The sequence below is a fragment of the Vibrio sp. IB15 genome, assembly GCF_016406055.1.
Lineage (GTDB): Bacteria > Pseudomonadota > Gammaproteobacteria > Enterobacterales > Vibrionaceae > Vibrio > Vibrio chagasii.
On the sequence record NZ_JAEFCE010000017.1, the window covers coordinates 41472 to 65261 of the forward strand.

The following is a 23790-nucleotide window of genomic DNA, read 5'->3' on the forward strand; positions in this document are numbered from 1 at the left end:
ACGCCATTAAAAAAGCCAGCACCTCAGTGCTGGCTTTTTGTTGTCTCGTAAGGTGATTAACTAGTTAGGAATCATTGTTCCGCTGACACCAGTCACCCGAAAGTATTTCTTTATTAGCTGTTAGATCAAGCTGATACAAATATACCCATGCTAACCCAAATATAGTCTCTATTTGCTCGCGACGATACTCGACAGGCACATCTTCTAGCCGATCGAGCGACGCCAAAACTTCGTCGTTAATCATATAGACCTCCCCAGCGACACTTTTCTTTCCAAAAATCATCGCGGGATAGGCATCTAGGTCAAAAAGAGCGTATTCCTCAGGAGTATCAAATCGCCCAAGTAAATCACAGCCCTTCAAATAATGATGATTCGATTGACCCTGTCTCAAGGTTCCATAAACAAAAACAAGATGCTTCATAAATCCCCCACAAGCCATTCACGCAAGCGCGTTAAATGAATGGCTAAAACATTGCCGATCGAACTCAAACAGCTCTACTCGAACTCAAATTGATAGAGAAGGTCGACCGCGCTGTCGAGACCCGAAACGGCTTCAACGTAGAGATCCTGCATCAATCGATAACGAACGGTAAACTCACCAAGCGAATTGAAGATACCAACGCCATACTTAACCTGTAAACCAGGCAGGATGTAACCACTTACCGTGACTTGTGAGTCGTCGCCAGAGCCTGCGGTATCCAGTTGCAAATCTTGTACACCAAAGGCCTCACCAATCTCACCAACGACCTTACCGCTCTTCGCTAAGCTCAAGCCAATTAAGGTCGTTGTCATTGAGCCATTCGACTCGCCATCAATATCTTGACCACGCAAGATGTATGAAAGAGCATTTGCTTGCGGCATCGCAGGATCAGAATAAATCTCAATAGCTGGTTCTGTCGCAGGGCCTGTCACTCGAATACCAGCTGTCACATCATCTTGAGTATTGTCAGGATTACGAATCGCATTGATCGCAACGTATGGCTGATCCGGTGGCCCATTCATTAAGATTTTTCCCTCTTCGATAAGCAGGTCTTGTCCAAACGATTGGTAGGTACCGTTAACGATGTTGACCTCGCCCGTCACAAACGGGCCTTGGTCTTTTTGAGCCACATTCAGTTTACCGACCAATTCACCTTCAAGGCCGAAAGCAGACAATTTGAAGTCATCACCGATTGAGATATTAATATTGGTCATCACATTAAATGGAATGGTCGATTCGCCTTCAGGTTGCAGGTCTTTATTCAAAATGACCTGATCAGAAGAAACACCAACTGCAGACGGTGGCAAGTCTTCAACGACAATGCGGCCCCACGGTAATGCAATGTCACCAGTAATTTTTGCAAGCTCAGGCGTAACGTCTATGGTCATATCAGGGACGACCTTAACCTTGACCATAGGTGGAACAACCACCATCAACTCATCAGCAAACACCCTAACATTCGAATGCCATGCTTGGAGATCTTGCCACTCACCAGAGCCTTCGATATCCAACTGACCATCTGGTGTTTCCACGTTAGCGTCAAGCTTAGCGCTATAACCATTAAAGTCGAGAGCAATGCGGCCATCCTTCACATCAATAGGAGTTACATCACCTTTGACTTGAATTCCATCCACAGAGAATTGACCAAAAACTTGAGGGTGCATCAAAGAACCTTTCACCTGCAGGTCACTCGCAAGGTCGGCTTTCAACAAGCTGTATTCACCTAAAATTGGCTGTAAGAAATCCAAATGGAAGGTCGTCAACTTAATCGCAGCATCGACCATTTTATCTTGTGCAAGAACATCAGACAGCGACACGGTACCAGACAGGTCACCGTTATCGGAAACATCCAGTTTGAAGTCTGCATCTAGCTTGTTGTCTTTCAGTTGAGCGTTTAGGGCAACGCTCTCCCAACCGATTGTGATTGGTTCACCCACTTGCTGTACAGCCTGACCTTTTGGCATATCAAGGTTTACTGTTACCTCTGGCTGGCCTTGTTCCGACCACTTAGCATGAGCTTTAACATTTACTAAGCCTTGTAGCTCAGTCTCTTTTGGAACAAAGGCTTTAATCTGATCGAAGTCGAACTGATTGATTGCAATCTTAGCCTCACCCGACTTCCCAGCACGGATGTCTTCGTCCAGACACACACTCGAACCAGCTTGCTTCCAACAGTGCGCTTGAACATCAGCAAACTGCTTGTCGACATCCGCCTTAATAGAGACAGGTTTATCAAGCACCCAAGGGCCTTGTTGAGTCGTGATTTTTACTCGGTCTAACGAGCCATCCCAAATGAGAGAAGGCTTCTGAATCAACTCGCCAGAAATTGCTAGGCTTGTAGAGACAATGTCAGATATCACATCTAGAGTCACAGTGTGCTTTTTCTCACCGCCACTTACCGTCAAGTCGATGCTTTCTACGTTTTGTTCTTGATAAGTTAAATTTTTAGCCTTTAAAGCAAGGTCAGCTTGCGCTTCGGGTAACGGAAGTGGGACCACAGAACCATTAAGTGATAATGACTCAAGCGTTGCCTCGTTATTCCAGTCCACCTTATTTACATTCAGTGTCAGGTCGACCTTAGGCTCTTGAGTTGGACCGCTAAGTTGGATGTTACCAATCACTTGTCCTTTCAAATCAGGAACACTTTTCACCAGCTCAGGGAAATAAATATCAACACCCATATCCCACTGTTTATCAAGCTGCCCCTGAGCCTTAATCGAGTTCACACCGTGCGCCAAACTCAAGCCACTGGTTTTCAGTTTAGGCTCACCACTTGCACTTCGATCGGACGCCGACAACTGACCTTCAATATCCAGAGGGTAATCACGCAAGATACCCTCGATATCAAGCTTAGGTAACTCAATCGCCCAGCCGCCAGCCTCAGTCAATTCACCCGAGGTCACTAAGCTACCGCTGATTTTACCTTCCGCTTCAGGCCACTGTAGACCAGGTTGAATGTCTTTTAGGGATACATCCGCTTGCCAGTTAACAAGCTTTGCCCAGTTAGCTTTGACCGTACCGTTGAGCTCACCGCCCAAGGTGTTCAATTTCAGTCGCTCAAGCTCTATTTGTTCAGTGGTACCTTTACCCTGTAAGTCGATGGCTAGGGCTGGAATCTCCTTACCGTCCGCCTCACCTTTAAGCTGAACATTAAAGCCATCTAATGAACCATCGGCTTTAAAGCGTTCAATTTCGGCTTGATAATCGCTTTTACCAGTTAGAGGCCATTGCGCTTGCCCATCTTCTAGCAGTAAATCAAATGGCAATGTTGGCTCTAAAGGTTGAAGTTCTCCAGAGAGTTTGGCTTCTATCAAGTCAGAAAACTGCGAGTCGAGCTGTAGTTTGGCCACACTGCCTTGTGCTTTCAGTGATAACTTCTGACCAGCAAGGTCGGTTTCCTTCACCTTAGCGTCCAATGAAAGCTCTAATGGGTAGCCATCTTTCAGCTCAACCTTAGTAGAAAGGTTCGCGCTCGCCTGTGGCATGTCGAGTTCAAGAGTGGATACATCAACAGTATTTTTTCCAGCTCGCACTTCAAGCCCAAGGTGATTAACAACGATGGGCGTCTCTTGCTCTAAAGTGAAACGATTGAGATCAAAGCGCTCTAGTACAACCTGTAATGGAATCCAAACCTCAGGCAGCTCTATCGCGGTTTTAACGGCAGGTTCAGGCTCAACGACTTCTGTTTTTTGCTCTTCAGTTGATTCAGCAAGTTTAACTTTTAGGTCATTGAACAAGGTTGGCGATACTGTCAGCCTTTCACCTTGCATATTCAAAGCTGTTGAGAACAAGCTCCATTCAATCTCATTACCCAAGATGTTCAGCTTAATATCAGATAAAGCGATGCGATTGATGGTGATTGGAAGTGGCGTTTTTACCGACTTAAGAGGTGGCGTTGGCTCAGTCTCTTCTGTAGAGGCAGGAGGAAGCTCCGTAAAAGCAAAATCTAGCCCCTGAATTGCAATGCGATCAACACACAACTTAGGATCGAGCAAACAACGAGGATTAATAGCCAATACCAGTTTTTCCACTTTGGTATCGATATGGAGGCTATCATCTTTGAATTGAACATTATTAAGTGTGAAGTGCGGGAACAGAGCACCTTTTGTGCTCCCCACTTTAAGTTGTGGCAGAGCTTTTTCAGCGCCCCACAACACAGTGTTTAAGCCAGGGTTTGTAAACAATACAAAACCTAACAGGGCTATTAACAACAGCAAAATGGACGTCAGTGAAATCGACGTCCATTTTATGCATTTGCCCATCACTTTGATCATAACTCTGGTCCTAAACTAAAGTGCAATTGGAACTCGTCACCTTTCTCTGCATCTAGCCCCCATGCAAAGTCAAGGCTGACAGGCCCAACAGGCGACGCCCAACGAACACCAACACCTGTACCACGTTTCCACTCTGGTTTATCGTTGAACGCATCACCTATATCGTAAAAGGCTGCTCCCCACCAGTTTCCAACTAAACGGTATTGATATTCAAACGAGCTGGTTGCGATAAACTTAGCACCCGTTAATGCGTTACTTTCATCACGAGGAGAGATCGATTCGTAGCCATAACCACGGATACTGTTGTCACCACCGGCGAAGAATCTTAGTGAGGGAGACAGTTTCTCAAATTCATCAGCAAAGTTACCACCAAACTGCAGGCGGGTTAGACCGCGGTGATTGTTCCCGATACTTCTGATCCAAGCCGTTCGTCCTTGAAAACGTACCACCTTGGTTTCCGACAATAAGGTGTCATCACCCGCTTCAACCATGATGGTTTGTTTATCACCCCACATCGGCATCGAACCACCACGTGTTCGAGTTCGTGAAAACGAAATACCCGGCAAGACGAATTGCGCCAAATCGTCTTGTAAACCTTGCTCATAGTTTTCAACCAAGTATCGAATGAAGACAGTACGTTGCCAGCCGTTATCAAGACGCCAATACCTCTCTAGCGCTAAGTTCGACTCCAAACTCTTGGTATCACGATTATCGAGGTTCTTCATCCCGTACTTAACTTGGTAATAGTCGTTGAGCACATCATCTAGTGGAATTTTATAAGTCGCAGTAATCGTCTGTTCAGGTTTGGATATCGACAAACTACTATTAAAACTATGACCAAGTTCGTTAACCCAAGGTTTCTTCCATTTGAGCGTACCTTTCACACCAAGGTCGGTAGAGACACCAATACCCGTTTCAATCTGGTTACGCGCTTGCGGAGCAAGGCTAACCTTCATCGGAATTTCTCTACCTTCACCTAATTGGCTTAAATCAGGCGCAACAAAAACCGAAGAAAACCAATCCGTATTGGACAAGTTCTGGTTGTACTCACCCACTTTAGTAATCGAATAAGGCTCACCATCTTCAAAGGTCTTGAGAGATTGAACCTTATCGTCCTCGATTTGACTTCCAGTCACTGTGGTTTTGCCAAAGTGGTAGCGAATACCACTGTTGTAATGAAGGCGAACATAAGCACGGTTCAATTCAGGCGCAACCTCTAGCTTACTGACTTCATATGTGCCATCAAAGTAACCTTTAGCCAGACCGAGATTACGAATCGAAGACTTCAAAGAGTCGTAATTACCATGATTTAAAATAGTGCCTTTAGAGAGCTTACTCTTGGCAATTAAGGCTAAAAAGTCTGGATCATCTTTGGCTTCACCGCTCAGTACGATGTCTGATTCATAGATACGAACAGGCTCTCCCTGCTCAACCGTCACCGTGAGCTCAGTTTCATCTTCAGAGTGGGAAAAAGTAATGGTGGGTTGGTAATAACCTAACGCATTGAGGGCTTCTTTAATCATAGACTCCAAACGAGACTGGAATCTTAGTGATACCGCATACTCTTCTTCAGGCACAGCACTTAGATAAGCATCTACATTATCTTCAAGCGCTCCATCAAGCCCTTTAATTTCAAGGGAAACGTCAGCAAAAGCGAGCGTCGATGACAATAGAGTGCCAATCAGAACTGGTAAAGTTTTTCTTATCATGCTTAATTGGTGAAGAAGTTATCAATACGTTAATAATCAAAAAGAAATAATACCGCTAAAAAGGCATTGAGTCTGTAAGTAATCCTGCAATAACACGGTCTAATTTAAAGACTTATTTAATATGAACCAAGCGTTAATACGCCCACAGTTCACAAAAGCCAACGTGGTCAACGTATGCGAAAAGGAATATGACATGCTAAACAAACAACAACTGGTTTCCGCAGCCACCGCATTACCGGGAAATGCTGCTCCAATTCAAATCACAGAGCACCATTACGTTAATCAAACTGACTTGCTAGCAGCCCCTGTGGGCTCCCAACAAGAAGTGTTGTTAGGCATGGGATGTTTCTGGGGAGCTGAACGTCTGTTTTGGCAATTAGACGGTGTGGTATCTACATCAGTGGGCTACGCAGGCGGCTACACAGTGAATCCAACCTATGAACAAGTGTGTACCGGACAAACTGGCCACACTGAAGTCGTTCGTGTCATTTTTGATAGCGAGAAAACGTCTTTAGCACAACTACTTGAGACATTCTGGGAGCGTCATGACCCAACTCAGGGGATGCGCCAAGGTAATGATTTAGGTACACAATACCGCTCGGCTATCTACACCTTCAGTGAAGAGCAACAAGCCATTGCTGAACAATCTCGCCAAGATTACCAAAGAGCCATTACCGATTCTTTAGGCAACGAAATCACAACGGAAGTTCTGCCTGCAGGGAAATATTTTTTTGCTGAGACCTACCACCAGCAATATCTAGCCAAAAACCCTAACGGCTACTGTGGATTGGACGGAACAGGGGTTTGCTTCCCACCACAATAAAGGGCAGTTAGGCTGTACTACCTTAAACGATATCCATAAAAAAGGGCTTCCATTCGGAAGCCCTTTTCGCTGTTAATCTATTTGAAGCAAGACCAATCAATAAAGCTTAATTACATCGGCATAGCAGCAATCGTGCCGTTAACTTCTTTAAAAATAGTGAGCTTTTGTTTATCTGAAACTTCAGGGAGCAGCACTTTACCATGGTCAAAACGGAACTCTCCGACACCTTCGATGGCAAACTGGCCTTTGAATAGGACTTTAACGAAACGCGCCACCTGATGTGGGCGGTAAGTAGAAAATTTTCTTAACATATTACAACCTCAATTCCATTTGAGTACTACAGCCACGCACCTGAACTCTGGCAAGTTCGAAGCACATTTAATCGCTAATTCCTTTAGCAAACAGCAAGATAATCTGTTGTTTATCTTGATATTGTTGCATTATACCTTTTGGTAACAAGCCTGCAACTTATTTCTACGTCGTACGATAAAAAAGTTAAAGAGGCATTTTTCAGATTTCATATTATACTTCCAATGCAAACCAACAAGCGGAACAAAAATATAATGAAAAACAAAACTCTACTGGCTTTATTAGCCGCAGCCTCTCCACTCTTCGCCAATGCTCACAACTTATCTGTAGGTTCAACTCTTCCTGCCGTTGATGTTAGCAACTATGGTGAGATCGTTCTAAAAGACGGAGCTACAGAATATCAAGCTTGGGCAACCAAGAATCTTCTGGGTAAAGTTCGTGTCGTTCAAGCTATCGCAGGCCGCAGCAGCTCTAAAGAGCTCAATGCACCACTGATGGCAGCAATTACAGCATCCAAATTTTCAGAAGATAGCTACCAAACTACCACCATTATCAACCAAGATGATGCCATTTGGGGCACAGGCTCTTTTGTAAAATCATCAGCTGAAAGCAGCAAAGAAGAATTTCCATGGTCGTCTATGGTTCTTGATGAAAATGGCACCGTTGCTTCGTCATGGGCTCTAAAAGAAGAGAGCTCAGCGATTATCGTGCAAGACAAACAAGGTAAAATCTTGTTTGTGAAAGAAGGCGCACTTAACGAATCAGAGGTAACGCAAGTTATTGAATTGATTAAAGCGAGCCTTTAATCAGATATTCGCGTCTTTTTCGAGACCTTATCAAAGGATATTGTTATATTATAACAGTATCCTTTTTTAATTCTGTGGTTAATCATCCTGATGTGGCAAGACACACCCAACAATGTGAAACGAAAAACAGGCTTCTTGCTTGGGCTTATGCTCATGCTAAGCGTGTTGGCAGCAACACATATGGTGGATATTGACCCAGAGCATCACACCTCACACCACTGTGAGCTGTTTTCCATAAATCAGTTCATTACCTCGCACTCGTTACCACAAGTTCCAGAGTTTCATTCAGAGTTTACTGTTGTTATCACGGAGTCAGTAACCTCACTACAGCGCCTGTATTTCGCTTATCTAGCGCGCTCTCCTCCTGTCAAAACTATTTAATTACCACCACTTTTTAATTAACCTTTATTCAGGAAAAAAACATGAAACCTTCTATTTTAGCCGTTGTTATCGGCATGACTGTCTCTACTAATGTTCTAGCTAACGAAGAGTTCCGCTCTCACGGTGCACACGTGCATGGTCAGGTTGAAGTAAACATTGCTCAAGACGGACAAGAACTACTTGTTGAAGTGACAGCCCCGGGTGCAGACGTAGTTGGCTTTGAACATGCTCCAGAAACAGCAGAGCAAAAGAAAGTGTTTGAACAAGCTATCGCGCAACTAAACAAGCCAGACGAGCTATTTAGCTTTAACAACGCGAACTGTACTCTGAAATTTAAATCAGTGTCGAACACGTTAGAAAGCGATCATGATGAGCATGAAGGACATGACCACGAAGGCCATGACCACGCTAAACACGATCATGACGACCACGAAGGCCATGACCACGCTGAGCACGATCATGATGACCATAAAGACCATGACCACGCTGAACACGATCATGACGACCACAAAGACCATGACCACGCTGAGCACGATCATGATGACCATAAAGACCATGACCACGCTGAGCACGATCATGACGACCACAAAGACCATGACCACGCTGAACATGATCATGACGACCACGATCATGAAGGTCATGACCACTCTGAAGGTGGCCACGGTGAGTTCACGGTTGAGTACCACTACCAATGTTCAGATGTAGCTAAGCTAGACACAGTTAACACTCAGTGGTTCTCTAAGTTCAGCAACACTGAAAAAATGACGGTGAACCTACTAACAAATACCGCTCAAGTACAAGAAGTTCTTAACGCAGAGCGCATTAGTTTTCGATTCTAACCACTCCTAGATCGGATTAAACGTAAAACAAGCAGCCAAGTAAGTGGCTACTTACTTGGCTGTTCAAATCGGTGTGCTCTGGGAATTTATGTCGCGAACTGCTGTCCAGTAGATACACCGCTTTAATTATTGGAGCTAGCATGTCTTTTGACAGTTCATCACTTGTGGTCAAACTCGAAAATATCAGCTTTAGCTGGAAGCCAGAGTTACCCCCAACTCTAGAGATCCCTTCTCTGCATATCCAAGCCCAAGAGCACCTCTTCATAAAAGGGCCAAGTGGCTGTGGCAAATCTACATTGCTAGGGCTGCTGACTGGAATCAACCAAGCAGAGCAAGGCGAAGTCTCTATTTTGGGTCAAGATCTGACTCAGCTAACACCTCGCCAAAGAGACACGTTTCGAGCCGATCACATTGGTTATATTTTCCAACAATTTAACCTTCTTCCTTATTTATCAGTGATCGATAACGTCACGCTTCCTTGCCAATTCTCAAAAACACGTAAGCAGCAAGTCACTGATAGCAACAACAGTTTGCAAGAAACAGCTCAAGAACTACTGCTCCGATTGAAGCTACCCCAAGCTTTAATGGATAAGCCAGTGACTGAACTTAGTATTGGTCAGCAACAGCGTGTTGCCGCTGCCCGTGCACTTATGGGGCAACCTAAAATCATCATTGCAGATGAACCTACCTCGGCACTCGATCATGACAACCGAGAAGCTTTTATCGAGCTATTACTAGAACAAGCCAATCAAGCAGGCTCTACTCTGATATTTGTCAGCCATGATCCAACATTAGAAAAACTGTTCACTCGAACCATAGATCTAAAAACCGTTAACCAAGCTAAGGTTGTCGTATGAAAGTAATTACTCACTTAGCCCTAAAAAGCGTACTCAACCGTAAAGCCACGGCGATTCTCACCATCCTTACTGTGGCAGTCTCGGTTATTCTATTACTCGGTGTAGAACGTGTTAGAACCGAAGCCAAGAGCAGCTTTGCAAACACCATTTCAGGCACTGACCTTATCGTTGGTGGCCGCTCAGGCCAGGTAAACCTTCTACTCTACTCTGTATTTAGAATCGGTAATGCGACCAACAATATCGACTGGAAAAGCTATCAAGAATTCAGCCAACATAAAGCCGTAAAATGGGCGTTCCCTATTTCATTGGGTGATTCTCATAAAGGCTTCCGTGTGATGGGTACTAACCATAGCTACTTTGAAAACTACCGTTATGGAAGTAAGCAACCACTTACTTTTCAGCAAGGTAAAGAGTTTAATGAGCTATTTGATGTGGTGATTGGTGCCGATGTCGCGAAAAAGTTAGATTACAAGATTGGCGATCAAATCATTCTTGCACACGGTATCAGTGATGTGGCGTTCAGCCGACACGATAACCTACCCTTCAAGATTGTCGGAATACTCGCACCAACAGGAACGCCAGTAGACAAAACCGTGCATGTATCGTTAGAAGCGATCGAAGCGATTCACGTTGGTTGGGAGTCGGGTGCCAACCTAGGGCATACCCCAGATGCCGAAACCTTGAAAACCTACGATTTCCAGCCTCAGCAAATCACCGCGATGATGCTTGGACTGAACTCGAAGATTCAAACCTTCGCACTGCAAAGAGAAATCAATAACTACCGTCAAGAGCCGTTGAGCGCAATTATGCCGGGCATTGCTCTGCATGAATTATGGGGCATGATGGCCGTAGCAGAACAAGCATTGCTGATTGTTTCAGGGTTTGTAGTGGTCGCCGGTTTACTGGGGATGCTCAGTAGCCTACTAACGAGCTTGCAAGAAAGACGTCGCGAGATGGCTATCCTGCGTGCAATGGGCGCAAGGCCTCGCCATGTGTTTGGTCTATTGATTAGTGAAGCCAGTGCCCTGACCTTCTTAGGTATCACATTGGGCGTTGCAGTGTTGTTTGCTCTGATCGCAGTAGTTGCTCCTATTGTGCAACAAAGTTATGGTATCAACATCTCGATATCTGCGATTACACCACACGAGTGGAAATTGCTTATGCTGGTGCAAATTGCCGGAATCATTATCGGCTTCATTCCCGCTTTCAGGGCTTACCGTCAGTCATTGTCTGATGGCATGACAATTCGAATCTAAAATAGGAACCTACGATGCAACGCAAATTCCTACTGATACTTGGGCTAATGATGTTCCCATTTATCAGTACAGCTCACGCTGAAACGCCTCAGAATGAGGAATCGGTATTAACACTCGAATGGATTGATTTGATTCCAGAATCAGAGCGTGCTCAACTAGATTCGTTTGGCATGCCGATGGTTGACCATAACAGTATGGAAAAGCCTCAACAGTCGACACTGGGTGCGGTTCGTCCGGAGTTAAACGGCAGTAAGGTTAAGATCCCAGGATTTGTGATTCCATTGGAAGGCGATGAGAATATGATCACTGAGTTTCTGTTAGTGCCGTACTTTGGTGCATGTATCCATGTTCCACCACCGCCACCGAACCAAATTATTTACGTTAAGTTCCCTAAGGGCGCGCCAATCCAGCAATTGTGGGATGTTATCTATTTGGTAGGTACGCTGAAAACAGAATCTATCAGTCACGATCTAGCGCAAACGGGCTATCTGATTGAAGGTAATGCAATTGAAGAATACGACGACATGTAGTCGTTTGGAGGGTGGCTCAGCGATGGGCCGCCGTCACTGAATAAATCAAGTTATTCAATAACAGTTTAATACCGATATTGTTCCTCTAAATTACGCAATGTAATTAGATAAATAAGCTAGCACACCCACATAAGTCGCGAGTAATAAACCTATACCAAGCTGCTTTTTCAGCTTGTTATCATTGACTTGATTCATAACTCCTCCTTGATAATTACAACAAATTTAACATTTTATTATCATTATCAAAAGTAAAATTTTGTTGAAGTCTTCAACTCTGCACGCAAAATCTAGCCACCAATCAGATAAAGAGTTACATTTTAGACAGTTATACCAATCGCAGTAAGTCAGTGATCTGCAATAGCGTAGGGAAAAGCCTTGAGAGCAATGACTACGATTGGTATTGATTCGTCTCCTAACGGTACTCTTATGTCAGAAACCAAACAGCCAGTGATCATTGAGCATGCTAGCGACACACAGCACAAGCATGAGAAAAAGCCTCATATTGCCGACAGTGCCAGTCGAATGCTGCACATTGCCCAAAGCTTCGGTTTAGATTCCTTAATTAGTCATAGCGAAAAAACGAACGATAAAGCCGCTAGCACTCTGATTGAGCGAGCGTTATTGCGAGAGAAGAAACGTAGGGAGCTGCGCCAGAAGAACCTAGAGCAGATCCTGAAACTGGCCCACTCTTCATGTAAAGATGAAGCGGCTGGAGATCCAGATCAGGACTGGCTGTACCGCTTTTTCGATATGGCACAAGAGATCCACAACACATCAATGCAAAGGCTGTGGGCTCAGGTGCTGAAACGAGAAGTCACCAACCCAGGCTCTACGTCGATGAAGGCGCTACAAATCCTCAAAGATATGACACCAAAGGAAGCACTGACCTTGCAAAGAGCTGCTTCACTGGGTTGTAGCTTTGGTAGTGACAACAGTAAAAAGCTGTTGCTTGGTTTTAAGTCTCACGCAGGGCTGTTCAGTTTTGGTAAAAGAGACACCACAAACACCATTAACCTTGGTGGGCATAACCTTCCCTACTCTAGCCTTCTCCACCTGATTGAACTTGGCATCATCCTAGGTACAGAGTTAGAGTCTGGAGAGATCGACTTCGACCCGGCATTACATCTAACGTATCAAGGTAAGAGCATGTCACTGGCGCCGCTATCAAAAGGCGTTAAGTTGGTGTACTACCGATTCAGCCCTACTGGCAATGAGCTATGTGCGCTACTAGGCAATAAACCTAACATGCCTTATTACGACCAATTGATTGCCCTATTGAGCCAGAAATTCACGGTACAAACCGAAGTGAAAAGCAGTGTGAATTACACCGTCTAGATAATAGAGTCTAGTAAGTAGACGGCGTAAAAATTGAAAAGCATTGAGAAGAATGAAGATAATCTAGAGGATAGGTTTCTTGTCTCGGTAGAGTAAGGCTGCCCTGCTTTTAGCGGACATGCGCAGCCTTAGTCATACCAGCGGTCTCAATTAGCTAAAATGTTACGCTTCTCTAACGCATCAATACACAGCTCGACCAATTCATCGATCGTCTTCTCTCCTGCAGGTAGATCGATCTCAGGGTTCTGTGGCGCTTCATAAGTAGAACTGATTCCGGTGAAATTAGGAATCTCTCCAGCACGTGCTTTCTTATACAAACCTTTAGGATCACGCTGTTCGCAAACCTCTAATGGCGTATTCACAAACACTTCAAGAAACTCTCCTTCAGGCAGTAAATCGCGTACTAGTTGTCTTTCCGCTTGGTGAGGAGAGATAAACGCAGACAGCACAATCAAACCAGCATCGGCCATCAATTTAGCTAACTCACCGATACGACGAATATTCTCTCGGCGATCTTGCTCAGAAAAGCCAAGATCACTACATAAGCCATGACGAACATTGTCACCATCCAGCAAATAGGTATGGTAACCCAGTTGCGCCAAACGATTCTCTAGCGTACCTGCCACTGTCGACTTACCAGAACCAGACAGCCCAGTGAACCAGAGCACGGCAGGCTTTTGTGATTTCAGATCCGCGCGGAATGCTTTATCAATCGAGTGTTGATGCCACACAACATTCTCATCTTTGTGTTTGAGTACTGCGGTCATAAATAGTCCTTTAAATAAACAGCATTAAAATGGGAAAAAGTAAGGAATTAGGGTCAGTACCAAGCCCGAATAAACAATCGAGATTGGGATACCGATGCGCAGATAATCTGTGAGGTGATAATTACCTACGCTATAAACAAGTAAGTTAGTCTGGTAGCCGTATGGTGAAATGAAACTGGCACTCGCACCAAACAACACCGCCATGATGAATGGCATTGGGTCGACGCCATAGCCTACCGCCATGCTGTAGCCGATCGGGAACGAAAGTGCCGCAGCGGCGTTATTGGTGACTAACTCTGTCAGAATCAGAGTCATCAGATAAGTCGCGACCAAGGCACCAAATACGCCCCAGCCATTAAAGGCCTCCATAAACATCTGCCCCATACGTTCAGATAAGCCAGATGAAATCATCAGCTGAGCAATAGAGAGTGCAGAGCCAACAATCACAACGATATCAACAGGAAAGCGGCGACGAAGCTCACTCAGCTGCACGATGCCAAATGCCACCAGCAATAATAAAAAACCAGCTAAGCCTTTAATTATCGGCACCATATCAAGCAGCGCTAAGCCAATCACACTGGTGAAACCGAGTAGCACGAGTGCCGATTTATCTGCATCAAGCTTGGCGCTTGAATCCAAATCATTCATCAACACAAACTCTTTGTTGTGTTGCTGGCGCTGCTCTTCAAAGCGTTTGCCAGGTACCAGAATCAAGGTATCGCCTGCCGTCAGCGTTATGTTACCCAAGCCACCTTCAAGGCGTTCATGACCGCGACGAATCGCCACCACCACAGCATCAAAGCGGTCTCGGAACTGGCTGGTTTTCAGTGTTTTATTACAGAAGCTTGCCGATGAGCTCACCACTACTTCGACAAAGCTCTGACCGTTCAAATGGTGCTGACCAAACAGGGTTAATCCTCGGATTTCTTGCAGTGTTGCCACGCTCTCGACATCACCACAAAACAGCAAGCGATCTCGAGCCTGCAATACAAAATCAGGGTCAATCGAGGCGGTGGTTTTACCGTCACGAATCACTTCCGCCAAAAAGAGTTTTCTCAAAGCTCTTAAGTTGTTTTCACTAACACTACGACCAACCAACGGAGAGCCTGGCTCAACTCTGGCTTCTAAGAAATAAGGTAGATCATCTTGCGATCCATCATCGTAGCTAGGTAAGAAGTAACTCAGAGGAATAAGGATCAACACGCCACCAGCCAAGACCGCTAAACCGATCAAAGTTGGTGTAAAAAAGTTTAGGCTCGGCAATCCTGCATCTTCAACAAAGCTATTGATGATCAAGTTGGTTGAGGTGCCGATCAATGTCAGTGTTCCACCCAAAATAGCGGCGTATGACAAAGGAATAAGTAACTTAGAAGGCGCGTGCTGCTGATTACGTTTGATCGCACCGATCAAAGAGACCACTACAGCCGTGTTATTGGTAAAGGAAGAAAGCAGCGCTGTAGAGATCCCCAACTTTGCCACCACAGTGCCTAGCCTACCTTCAGAGATATTACGGCTAACCCAGCTGATCAAGCGAGTTTTCTCCAACGCACTCGATGCGAGGATCAAAAGAATTAACGTCAGTAACGAAGAGTTAGTGAAGTTATTGGCTAAGCTCGAAAGGTCGATCATCCCGCCCATAAAAGCTATAAACGCCGCGCCAGCAAAGATAAAACTTGGCTTAATACGGGTAACGAGCAGGCAAGTAATAATGCCGAGCAAAATCGCTAATACAAATCCTTGTTGCCACATATACCCGTCCTTTATGGCGGAAACGATCAGTTTCCGCCTGATTCAATAAGCTGTTACTCAGTCGTTTATGACTTCAGTAGTTGACTTAAATCTTTGGCATCCCAATGCGGGAAGTGCTTGCGAACCAATGCATTAAACTCAAGTTCAAATGCAGAGAAGTTACCGACTTGCTGTTCAACAGAGTCCAAACGGTCTCGAATCAAACCCGCACCAACTGTCACGTTAGTTAGGCGGTCAATAACGATGAAGCCACCGGTATCGGCACTTTCACGGTATTTATCCAGTGCGACAGTCTCGTTCAATGACCACTCACACAAGCCAATACCATTCAGTGGCAACTCATCGACTTCGTGAGTCGAGAGATTGTTGATGTCGTATTGGTGACGAACCGTTTCAACCTGACCAACAGTCTTCTTACCGGCGATCTTGATATCGTAAGCTTTGCCCGGTTGCAGTGGTTGCTCTGTCATCCACACGATGTCTGCCAATACGTGGTTAGTTGATTCAATCTGAGCGTTTTCCAACACAATCAAATCACCACGACTGATATCGATTTCATCTTCAAGGGTCAGCGTTACCGCCAAGCCCGCCTGGGCAGATTCCAAATCACCATCAAAGGTTACGATACGTGCAACCTTAGAAGTTTTTCCTGATGGCAACGCCTTGATTTCATCACCAACGCTGACACGGCCAGAAGCCACAGTACCGGCAAAGCCGCGGAAGTCTAAGTTAGGACGATTCACATACTGCACTGGGAAACGGAACTCGCCCGCAGAACGTTTTTGGTCAATATCAACGTTCTCTAACACTTCCAGTAGAGATGGGCCTTCGAACCATGCTAGCTCTTTACTTGGTGCAGCAACGTTGATGCCTTCAAGCGCCGAAACCGGCAAGATCTGAATGTTAGTTTCGCCTTCTAGGTTTTCTGCAAACTCTAGATATTCATCGCGAATCTCTTCAAAACGATCTTGTGAATAATCCACGAGATCCATCTTGTTGACTGCAACGATGAAATGCTTCAAACCAAGCAAGTTAGAAATAAACGAATGACGACGCGTTTGATCCAGAACGCCCTTACGAGCATCAATCAAGATCACCGCCAGATCACACGTTGAAGCGCCTGTTGCCATGTTGCGCGTGTACTGTTCATGCCCTGGGGTATCAGCAATAATAAATTTACGTTTTTGCGTCGAGAAGTAGCGGTAAGCAACATCGATGGTGATGCCTTGCTCACGCTCAGCCTGCAAACCATCAACAAGCAGTGCTAAATCAGGCTTCTCACCAGTGGTACCCACTCGTTGGCTATCCGAGTGAACCGCTGCTAGCTGATCTTCATAAATCTGCTTTGTATCATGGAGTAAGCGACCGATTAGCGTACTTTTGCCATCATCCACCGAGCCACAAGTTAAGAATCTAAGCATAGATTTATGCTGATGCTGACTCAGATAACCTTCAATCCCTAGTTCAGCCAATTCGGCTTCTACTGCACTATTCATTTTTCTTTCCTTAGATTCTTAGAAATAACCTTGGCGCTTTTTCAGCTCCATTGAGCCCGACTGATCATGGTCAATCGCTCGACCTTGACGCTCACTGGACGTCGCCACCAGCATCTCTTCAATAATGCCTGTTAGCGTATTCGCCTCAGATTCAACCGCTCCGGTTAGTGGGTAACAGCCTAAAGTACGAAAACGAACGCTTTTCTCTTCAATCACTTCACCTTCTTGCAGCTCCATACGGTCATCATCAACCATGATCAGCATGCCATCACGCTCAACCACCGGGCGTTTATCTGAAAGGTAAAGTGGAACAATATCGATGCTCTCTAGATAGATGTATTGCCAAATATCCAGCTCAGTCCAGTTTGATAGAGGGAATACACGGATGCTTTCGCCCTTGTTAACCTGACCGTTATAAGTGTTCCAAAGCTCTGGACGCTGGTTCTTTGGATCCCACGTGTGGTTCTTATCGCGGAAAGAGTAAACACGCTCTTTCGCTCGAGATTTCTCTTCATCACGACGAGCACCACCAAAAGCAGCATCGAACCCATACTTGTTTAACGCCTGCTTAAGGCCCTGAGTTTTCATGATGTCGGTATGCTTAGAAGAGCCGTGCACAAATGGGCTACACCCCATTGCTAGGCCTTCAGGGTTCTTATGTACCAAAAGGTCAAAACCGTACTTTTTGGCTGTGCGGTCACGGAACTCAATCATCTCGCGGAATTTCCAATCCGTATCAACGTGTAACAGCGGGAATGGAATCTTGCCCGGGTAAAACGCTTTGCGAGCTAAATGAAGCATCACAGAAGAATCTTTACCGATGGAGTACATCATTACTGGGTTATCAAACTCAGCCGCCACTTCACGGATAATATGAATACTTTCCGCTTCTAGCTGTTTTAGGTGGGTTAAACGTTCTTGGTCCATTTCAGTGCTTCCTTTAAGGCTCGCGTTACGAGCAATTCATTACTTGGTCTCACCAAGCAAGGGATTTAGCTCATCCACTTAGTGAATGGGAGTATTGGCACTAGAAGAAAACAGAAGCTTCGATTGAGCTGTCCTTGCTATTCATCTGCCTGATACGTCCTTGATATAGGCATTATGACGAGCCGCTCATATTACTGGAAATTCTAAAATTTCATTTTTTATTCGAAAAACTGATAAGGCGTGTAATAAATAGATAACCAGGTGAAATGAATGGACTAATCTTATCGATATCATTTGTGCATGGATTGAGCAGCTTTGGGAGGCATCTTGCAGAACACCATAAAGTAATCGATCTAAGTCACGAATTAACATTCGTTGTAATCATTGTTTCATTCCATTTTGTTACATTACGCAACGAATTTTCTTCTATCCACTTTGGAGCTACAAAATGAAAGTTGCAATGAAACCTTTATCATTGGCTGTACTTGCAGGTCTTGGTCTGACACTCGCAGGCTGCACAACAACACCAGATACCGATGAAGTGATTAAACTACGTGTCGTAGAGACAACTGACATCCATACTAACCTAATGGATTACGACTACTACAAAGACAAGCCATCACAAAAAATTGGCTTAGCACGTACTGCAACTCTAGTAAAAGAAGCTCAAAACGAAGTAACAAACAGCGTATTAGTTGATAACGGTGACCTACTGCAAGGTAGCCCAATGGGTGACTACATGGCAGACAAAGGCATCGTTGCCGGTGAAGTTCACCCTGCTTACAAAGCAATGAACCAGCTAAGCTATGATGCAGCGAACATCGGTAACCACGAGTTCAACTACGGCCTAGAGTTCCTAGAAGAATCTATCAACGACGCTGATTTCCCATACATCAGTGCTAACGTTTACGATGCTGAAACAAAAGAGCACTACTTCACACCTTACATCATCAAGACACACACGTTCGCAGATACAGCTGGCGTAGAGCACGAGATCAAAGTGGGTTACATCGGCTTTGTTCCACCACAAATCATGACGTGGGATAAAAAGAACCTTGAAGGTAAAGTGATCGCTCGCGACATCGTTGAGACAGCGAACGAGCTAGTACCTCAAATGAAGGCTGAAGGCGCAGACGTTATCGTTGCGATCCCTCACTCTGGCGTATCTCAAGACCCATACAAAGCAGGCGAAGAGAACTCTACGCTTTACCTATCTGAAGTAGAAGGTATTGATGCGATTGCATTCGGTCACTCTCACGCCGTATTCCCAGGTAAAGGCTTCGACAACATCCAAGGCGTTGACAACGAAAACGGCACCATGAACGGTGTTGCGGCAGTAATGCCAGGTCGTTGGGGTAGCCACGTAGGTGTTATGGACCTAACACTGGAGCAAAAAGACGGTAAGTGGGAAGTCGTAAAAGGCCAATCTGAAGCTCGCCCTATCTACGACAAGATCGAGAAGAAATCACTGGCTGCAGCGGATGAAGGCATCGTAACAGCACTAGAAAAAGACCACCAAGGTACTCGTGATTTTGTGAACCAACCAATTGGTAAAGCAGATGACGTGATGTACAGCTTCCTGTCTCTAGTACAAGACGATCCAACCGTACAGATCGTTAACCTTGCACAAAAAGATTACGTAGAGCAATTCATCCAAGGCGACCCTGACCTAGACGGTACACCAGTACTTTCTGCAGCGGCACCATTCAAAGCAGGCGGTCGTAAGAATGACCCAGCAAACTTCACTGAAGTGGAATCTGGTCAACTAACTTTCCGTAACGCTGCTGACTTGTACCTTTACCCGAACACGCTAGTGGCGATGAAGGTAACGGGTCACGAAGTAAAAGAGTGGCTTGAGTGTTCTGCTGGCCAATTCAACCAAATCGATGTGAACTCAACAGCACCACAACAGCTGATTGAGTGGGATAACTTCCGTACTTACAACTTCGATGTTATCGACGGTGTGAATTACCAAATCGACGTAACTCAGCCTGCGAAATACGATGCAAACTGTAAAGTGGTTAACCCTGATTCTCAGCGTATTGTTGGCCTAACTTACCAAGGTAAGCCAATCGACATGAAGCAAGACTTCCTGATCGCAACCAACAACTACCGAGCTTACAGCGCTAAATTCCCAGGCACAGGTGAAGACTTCATCGCATTTGATGCACCAGATGAGAACCGTACTGTACTGGCGAACTACATCTCTCGCGTAAGCAAAGAGCAAGGCCAAGTGAGCCCAACAGCTGATAACAACTGGTCATTCGCACCAATCAAAACGGATAAAAAGCTAGATATCCGCTTTGAAACGTCGCCAAGTGAGAAAGCAGCACAGTTCATCAAAGAGAAGGGTCAATACCCAATGAAACGTGTTGCCACTGACGATGTTGGTTTCGGCGTTTACCAAATTGATCTAACTAAATAGATTACTCTAGTAATCAATAGTTAACCTTCTAAAAGGCTGAGTTTAACGACTCAGCCTTTTTCTTTTCTTATCTAAATTCTCATTGTAAAGCCTTAACTTGCGAAGCTTAAACTCCTGCTCATTCTTCGCCTAATATCGCAAACCTCAAATCACCTATTGAATCCAATCAACGTAAAAAAGCAGCAATTCGCTGTAAGTTTTTCTCAGCTCCTCCTGTCTATTTAATTTACCACACTCAATGAATGGTCGATAAGCCATTCATCTATAGGATAGATAAGGACATTTGATGGGCACCGTCGAGAGCATTCAAGCATGGTTAAATTCAGGGGAGGAGTCGCTGCTATCGCTGATGCTTGGCATTATCGCGCTTTCTTACCTGCTTGAAGATCTTGCGATAGTTACCGCTGCCGGTTTAGCCACGCAAGGGCTCATTCTTCCTCAATATGCGTTACTTGCAATTTTCATTGGCATTGCCACTGGTGATCTTGGTCTTTATTACCTTGGTAAATCAGGGCGTTATTTTAGAGGCGTTCGTTATAAGGCACTCACCAATCGATACTTTCGTGCACTTCGCACCAAATTACGTCAAAACGCATTCAGCAGCCTTTTCGTTATCCGCTTTATTCCTGGGCTACGCACGGTTGGTTTTACCTTAAGTGGTTTTTTCGCCATCCCTCTCCCTACTTTCTTGTTTGCCGTGATCAGCGCCACTGCGTTATGGACTGGCATTGTCTTCTCTGCCATCTACTATTTAGGGACATCAGCGTGGCTGCAAGCCTCTGAATATCAATGGATCGTCATCCCGTGTGCCATCGCTTTGCTGCTTGTCGGTAATCGATTAATGAATAAAACCTACTCTAGAGGATTATCATGAGTTCACCGCAAGATATTCGCGTTATTCCCGCACATCAAATCAATGCAGGCATGCCCCTACTTGAAAAAGATACTGTGCGCAGTGTCTCTCCTTATGAGTTTCTTCCGACTTGGTTTTTCTATACACCTGTCGTGATTCAGAGTCTGATTCAAGGGTTACGGCACTTTGATTGGGCACTGCCACTCATTGCCAACCCGAGTATCAAACTCAGCGGCATGGTTGGTGAATCAAAACACGAGATACTGAGCCTTGCCGGATCGTCAAGCCAGCACTGGATCTCGCCGTTTATCACCCTCACCAAAACTGATCTCAGCAGCAAGAAACAAGCAGAAGATGCGCTCAGTGCACTCATCCAATCGGATCTTGATTTCCCTATTGTGGCGAAACCGGATCTTGGTTGCCGAGGCGTGGGCGTCAAGCTGATCAATAACCAAGATCAACTTGAGCAATATATTGAATCCTTCCCAAATCATGCTCGCTTTTTGCTGCAAGAAAAGGCGCCTTATCAAGCTGAGGCTGGTGTTTTTTATGTTCGTTACCCGAATAGCAAACAAGGCGAGATCATTTCGATCACTCTCAAATATTCGCCAATGGTGACTGGCGATGGCACTTCGACACTCAAGCAATTAATAGAAGATAACCCGCGAGCAGGGCAGCTCAGTCACCTGTATCTACCAAGGCATGAAGATAAGTTGGATCAAGTACTCGCAGAGGGCGAAGAGTTCCAACTTGCGTTTGCAGGTAGCCATAGCCGTGGCTGTATCTTCCGAGATGGTAATCAATACATCACTCAGGCTCTAACCGAACGTTTAGATGAAATATTTGACGACTTCGATGGCTTCCACTTTGGTCGACTCGACGTCAAGTTTAAGGACATGCACAGCCTCATGAGAGGTGAGGATTTCACTATCCTTGAAGTCAATGGTGCAAGCAGTGAAGCTGGGCACATATGGGATCGCAATGCCCCACTGCGAGAGATTTTTTCTACGTTACTTCAACAATACCGCATTCTTTTTGACATCGGCGCTCAACAGAAACAGCGAGGCCACCAGCCTCCATCTTTTAAGAGTCTATTTAACGCGTGGCAAGAAGAGCGACGCCTTGTTCAACAATATCCGACCACCGACTAACTTTATACGAGGAACATGCATGAACCCGATAGCCCAGCCGAGCGCCTTTGCCGCTGTATCTCCGAGTATCAAGGGAGCGGTAGAGATACTGAATCAAGGCCTAGAGTTCCTGACAGCGATTTCTGATAGCGATTATCTAACGAGTGCTAAGCCACATGTCACTAGCTCTATTGGTGAGCATACTCGCCATACGCTGGATCTTTTTCACGCTTTGATTTTGAAAGTGGATGCGACCATTGATTACAACACTCGTCGTCGTGGTCACCCAGTCGAATACGATAGGTCGATGGCAATCAAAGAGATCCACTACGTGATCAATTGGCTGGAGCGATTAGACCATCATGATCTAGAAGCACCTATCACGATCCAAACTGAGGTTTCGATGGATACTCAAGTGTTCGCTAGCCTACCTTCAACACTAGAAAGAGAAGTGACTTTTGCAGCGCTGCACGCCAATCATCACTACGCGATGATCAAAGTGATCACCACCTTCCTTGATGTTGAAACCTGTAACACCTTTGGTTATGCCCCAACCACTAGTAGCTATCTGAGGGAGCAATAATCATGTGTTCAGTATCTTGGTTACTTGAAGAAAATGGTTATCAGGTCTTTTTTAATCGTGATGAACAAAAGACACGAGCATTAGCCATGCCACCTAAACAGTATCAAGTTAACGGTGTCGATATCATCATGCCACTCGACCCAACAGGCGGTGGTAGCTGGATCAGCATTAACCAGTACGGGCTTTCACTATGCCTACTCAATAATTATCAAGGCATGGTTCCAGTCGGCCCATTGGTCAGCCGTGGTTTATTACTGAAGAACCTATCCTCGAGCTGTAATCTTGGTCAGCTTTCTGAGGCTTTTAATAGGCTCAACCTACACTCGTTTGCCCCATTTACCCTACTGGCTTTTGCTCCAAATCTAACGCAGCACAATGGTGTTGTGATTGCCTATATGTGGGACGGCATCCAACAGAAAATAATGGAAACCGACTCGCCTCTATTCTCATCCGGTGTTGATTTAGAACGAGTACAAGCCTACCGACAAGCCCAATACGATCAACTCGTTGCAACAGAGAAAAGTCAGCAAAACTTACTTAAGTTCCACTCTCACCATCACAGTGAACAGCCCCATTTAGCAACCTGTATGCATCGTGAAGACGCGCACACAGTCAGCTTTACCCATTTACGTAATCTGCATGGTCATGCTTCGATGTTTTATGCACCCGGCTCACCTTGCGAACCAATCAAGCCACGCCAGATAAATCAGCAGCGTTTTACCTTCAATTTATCACCAGCAATCAATCTATAGATGGAGTCC

21 protein-coding genes are annotated in these 23790 nt (G+C 45.2%); 13 read left to right on the forward strand and 8 right to left on the reverse strand.

Annotation, left to right across the window (positions count from 1 at the left end):
- Positions 1-64: 64 nt before the first annotated feature.
- The 3 genes from JC606_RS08620 to tamA form a co-directional block, all read right to left on the reverse strand.
- Positions 65-421, reverse strand: coding sequence for a gamma-glutamylcyclotransferase family protein (locus JC606_RS08620; protein WP_102423890.1), 357 nt, complete (start codon positions 419-421; stop codon positions 65-67).
- Between the two features lie 74 nt (positions 422-495).
- On the reverse strand, positions 496-4254 hold the full coding sequence (tamB, locus tag JC606_RS08625) for an autotransporter assembly complex protein TamB (RefSeq protein WP_137407602.1): 3759 nt from the start codon (positions 4252-4254) through the stop codon (positions 496-498).
- Complete coding sequence (tamA, locus tag JC606_RS08630; protein WP_102423882.1) at positions 4251-5963, reverse strand: autotransporter assembly complex protein TamA; 1713 nt, start codon at positions 5961-5963, stop codon at positions 4251-4253. The genes tamB and tamA overlap by 4 nt, the downstream gene beginning before the upstream one ends.
- Before the next feature lie 193 nt (positions 5964-6156).
- Between tamA and msrA the strand changes: the two genes are divergently transcribed.
- Positions 6157-6786, forward strand: a complete 630-nt coding sequence (gene msrA, locus JC606_RS08635) for a peptide-methionine (S)-S-oxide reductase MsrA (RefSeq protein ID WP_198778437.1) — start codon at positions 6157-6159, stop codon at positions 6784-6786.
- 110 nt (positions 6787-6896) lie between these two features.
- Here the strand turns inward: msrA and JC606_RS08640 are convergent, their stop codons facing one another.
- Entirely contained in the window at positions 6897-7097 is a 201-nt protein-coding gene (locus tag JC606_RS08640) for a DUF1107 family protein (RefSeq protein ID WP_008220470.1), read from the reverse strand.
- Between the two features lie 252 nt (positions 7098-7349).
- Here JC606_RS08640 and JC606_RS08645 point away from each other — a divergent pair, with 252 nt between their 5' ends.
- The 7 genes from JC606_RS08645 (at position 7350) to JC606_RS08675 (ending at position 13099) form a co-directional block, all read left to right on the forward strand.
- Complete coding sequence (locus JC606_RS08645) at positions 7350-7901, forward strand: YtfJ family protein (protein WP_137407599.1); 552 nt, start codon at positions 7350-7352, stop codon at positions 7899-7901.
- Between the two features lie 90 nt (positions 7902-7991).
- The gene (locus JC606_RS08650; protein WP_061033914.1) at positions 7992-8282 is read left to right on the forward strand and encodes a DUF2607 family protein; all 291 of its coding nucleotides are present in this window, start codon (positions 7992-7994) and stop codon (positions 8280-8282) included.
- Positions 8283-8323: 41 nt separating this feature from the next.
- The gene (gene zrgA, locus JC606_RS08655) at positions 8324-9121 is read left to right on the forward strand and encodes a zinc uptake protein ZrgA (RefSeq protein WP_198778438.1); all 798 of its coding nucleotides are present in this window, start codon (positions 8324-8326) and stop codon (positions 9119-9121) included.
- A 140-nt stretch (positions 9122-9261) separates the two neighbouring features.
- The gene (locus JC606_RS08660; RefSeq protein ID WP_198778439.1) at positions 9262-9978 is read left to right on the forward strand and encodes an ABC transporter ATP-binding protein; all 717 of its coding nucleotides are present in this window, start codon (positions 9262-9264) and stop codon (positions 9976-9978) included.
- Positions 9975-11234, forward strand: a complete 1260-nt coding sequence (locus JC606_RS08665) for an ABC transporter permease (RefSeq protein WP_198778440.1) — start codon at positions 9975-9977, stop codon at positions 11232-11234. The genes JC606_RS08660 and JC606_RS08665 overlap by 4 nt, the downstream gene beginning before the upstream one ends.
- 14 nt (positions 11235-11248) lie before the next feature.
- Positions 11249-11764, forward strand: a complete 516-nt coding sequence (locus JC606_RS08670; protein ID WP_102423961.1) for a DUF3299 domain-containing protein — start codon at positions 11249-11251, stop codon at positions 11762-11764.
- A 426-nt stretch (positions 11765-12190) separates the two neighbouring features.
- Complete coding sequence (locus JC606_RS08675) at positions 12191-13099, forward strand: TIGR03899 family protein (RefSeq protein ID WP_137407620.1); 909 nt, start codon at positions 12191-12193, stop codon at positions 13097-13099.
- 146 nt (positions 13100-13245) lie between these two features.
- Here the strand turns inward: JC606_RS08675 and cysC are convergent, their stop codons facing one another.
- The 4 genes from cysC to cysD all read right to left on the reverse strand — a co-directional run bounded on the left by cysC (position 13246) and on the right by cysD (position 18074).
- Positions 13246-13866 carry an adenylyl-sulfate kinase gene (cysC, locus tag JC606_RS08680; RefSeq protein ID WP_102423962.1) on the reverse strand — a complete coding sequence of 207 codons (621 nt, stop codon included), beginning with the start codon at positions 13864-13866 and terminating at the stop codon, positions 13246-13248.
- A 24-nt stretch (positions 13867-13890) separates the two neighbouring features.
- On the reverse strand, positions 13891-15615 hold the full coding sequence (locus JC606_RS08685) for an SLC13 family permease (RefSeq protein ID WP_198778441.1): 1725 nt from the start codon (positions 15613-15615) through the stop codon (positions 13891-13893).
- A gap of 65 nt (positions 15616-15680) precedes the next feature.
- Positions 15681-17111: a sulfate adenylyltransferase subunit CysN gene (gene cysN, locus JC606_RS08690; protein ID WP_061033918.1), complete on the reverse strand. Its 1431-nt coding sequence runs from the start codon at positions 17109-17111 to the stop codon at positions 15681-15683.
- An 18-nt stretch (positions 17112-17129) separates the two neighbouring features.
- On the reverse strand, positions 17130-18074 hold the full coding sequence (gene cysD / locus JC606_RS08695; protein WP_332873234.1) for a sulfate adenylyltransferase subunit CysD: 945 nt from the start codon (positions 18072-18074) through the stop codon (positions 17130-17132).
- A gap of 412 nt (positions 18075-18486) precedes the next feature.
- Here cysD and JC606_RS08700 point away from each other — a divergent pair, with 412 nt between their 5' ends.
- The 5 genes from JC606_RS08700 to JC606_RS08720 all read left to right on the forward strand — a co-directional run bounded on the left by JC606_RS08700 (position 18487) and on the right by JC606_RS08720 (position 23781).
- Positions 18487-20463 (forward strand): bifunctional 2',3'-cyclic-nucleotide 2'-phosphodiesterase/3'-nucleotidase, encoded by a 1977-nt coding sequence (locus tag JC606_RS08700; protein ID WP_137407596.1) that lies wholly within the window; start codon positions 18487-18489, stop codon positions 20461-20463.
- A 286-nt stretch (positions 20464-20749) separates the two neighbouring features.
- A complete protein-coding gene (locus JC606_RS08705) occupies positions 20750-21337 on the forward strand; it encodes a DedA family protein (RefSeq protein WP_198778443.1) in 588 nt (195 codons plus the stop codon).
- Positions 21334-22467, forward strand: a complete 1134-nt coding sequence (locus tag JC606_RS08710; RefSeq protein ID WP_137407594.1) for an ATP-grasp domain-containing protein — start codon at positions 21334-21336, stop codon at positions 22465-22467. Before JC606_RS08705 ends, JC606_RS08710 begins: the two co-directional genes overlap by 4 nt.
- A gap of 19 nt (positions 22468-22486) precedes the next feature.
- Positions 22487-23029 (forward strand): hypothetical protein, encoded by a 543-nt coding sequence (locus JC606_RS08715; RefSeq protein WP_116871598.1) that lies wholly within the window; start codon positions 22487-22489, stop codon positions 23027-23029.
- Positions 23030-23031: 2 nt separating this feature from the next.
- Complete coding sequence (locus tag JC606_RS08720; protein WP_137407593.1) at positions 23032-23781, forward strand: NRDE family protein; 750 nt, start codon at positions 23032-23034, stop codon at positions 23779-23781.
- Positions 23782-23790 lie beyond the last annotated feature (9 nt).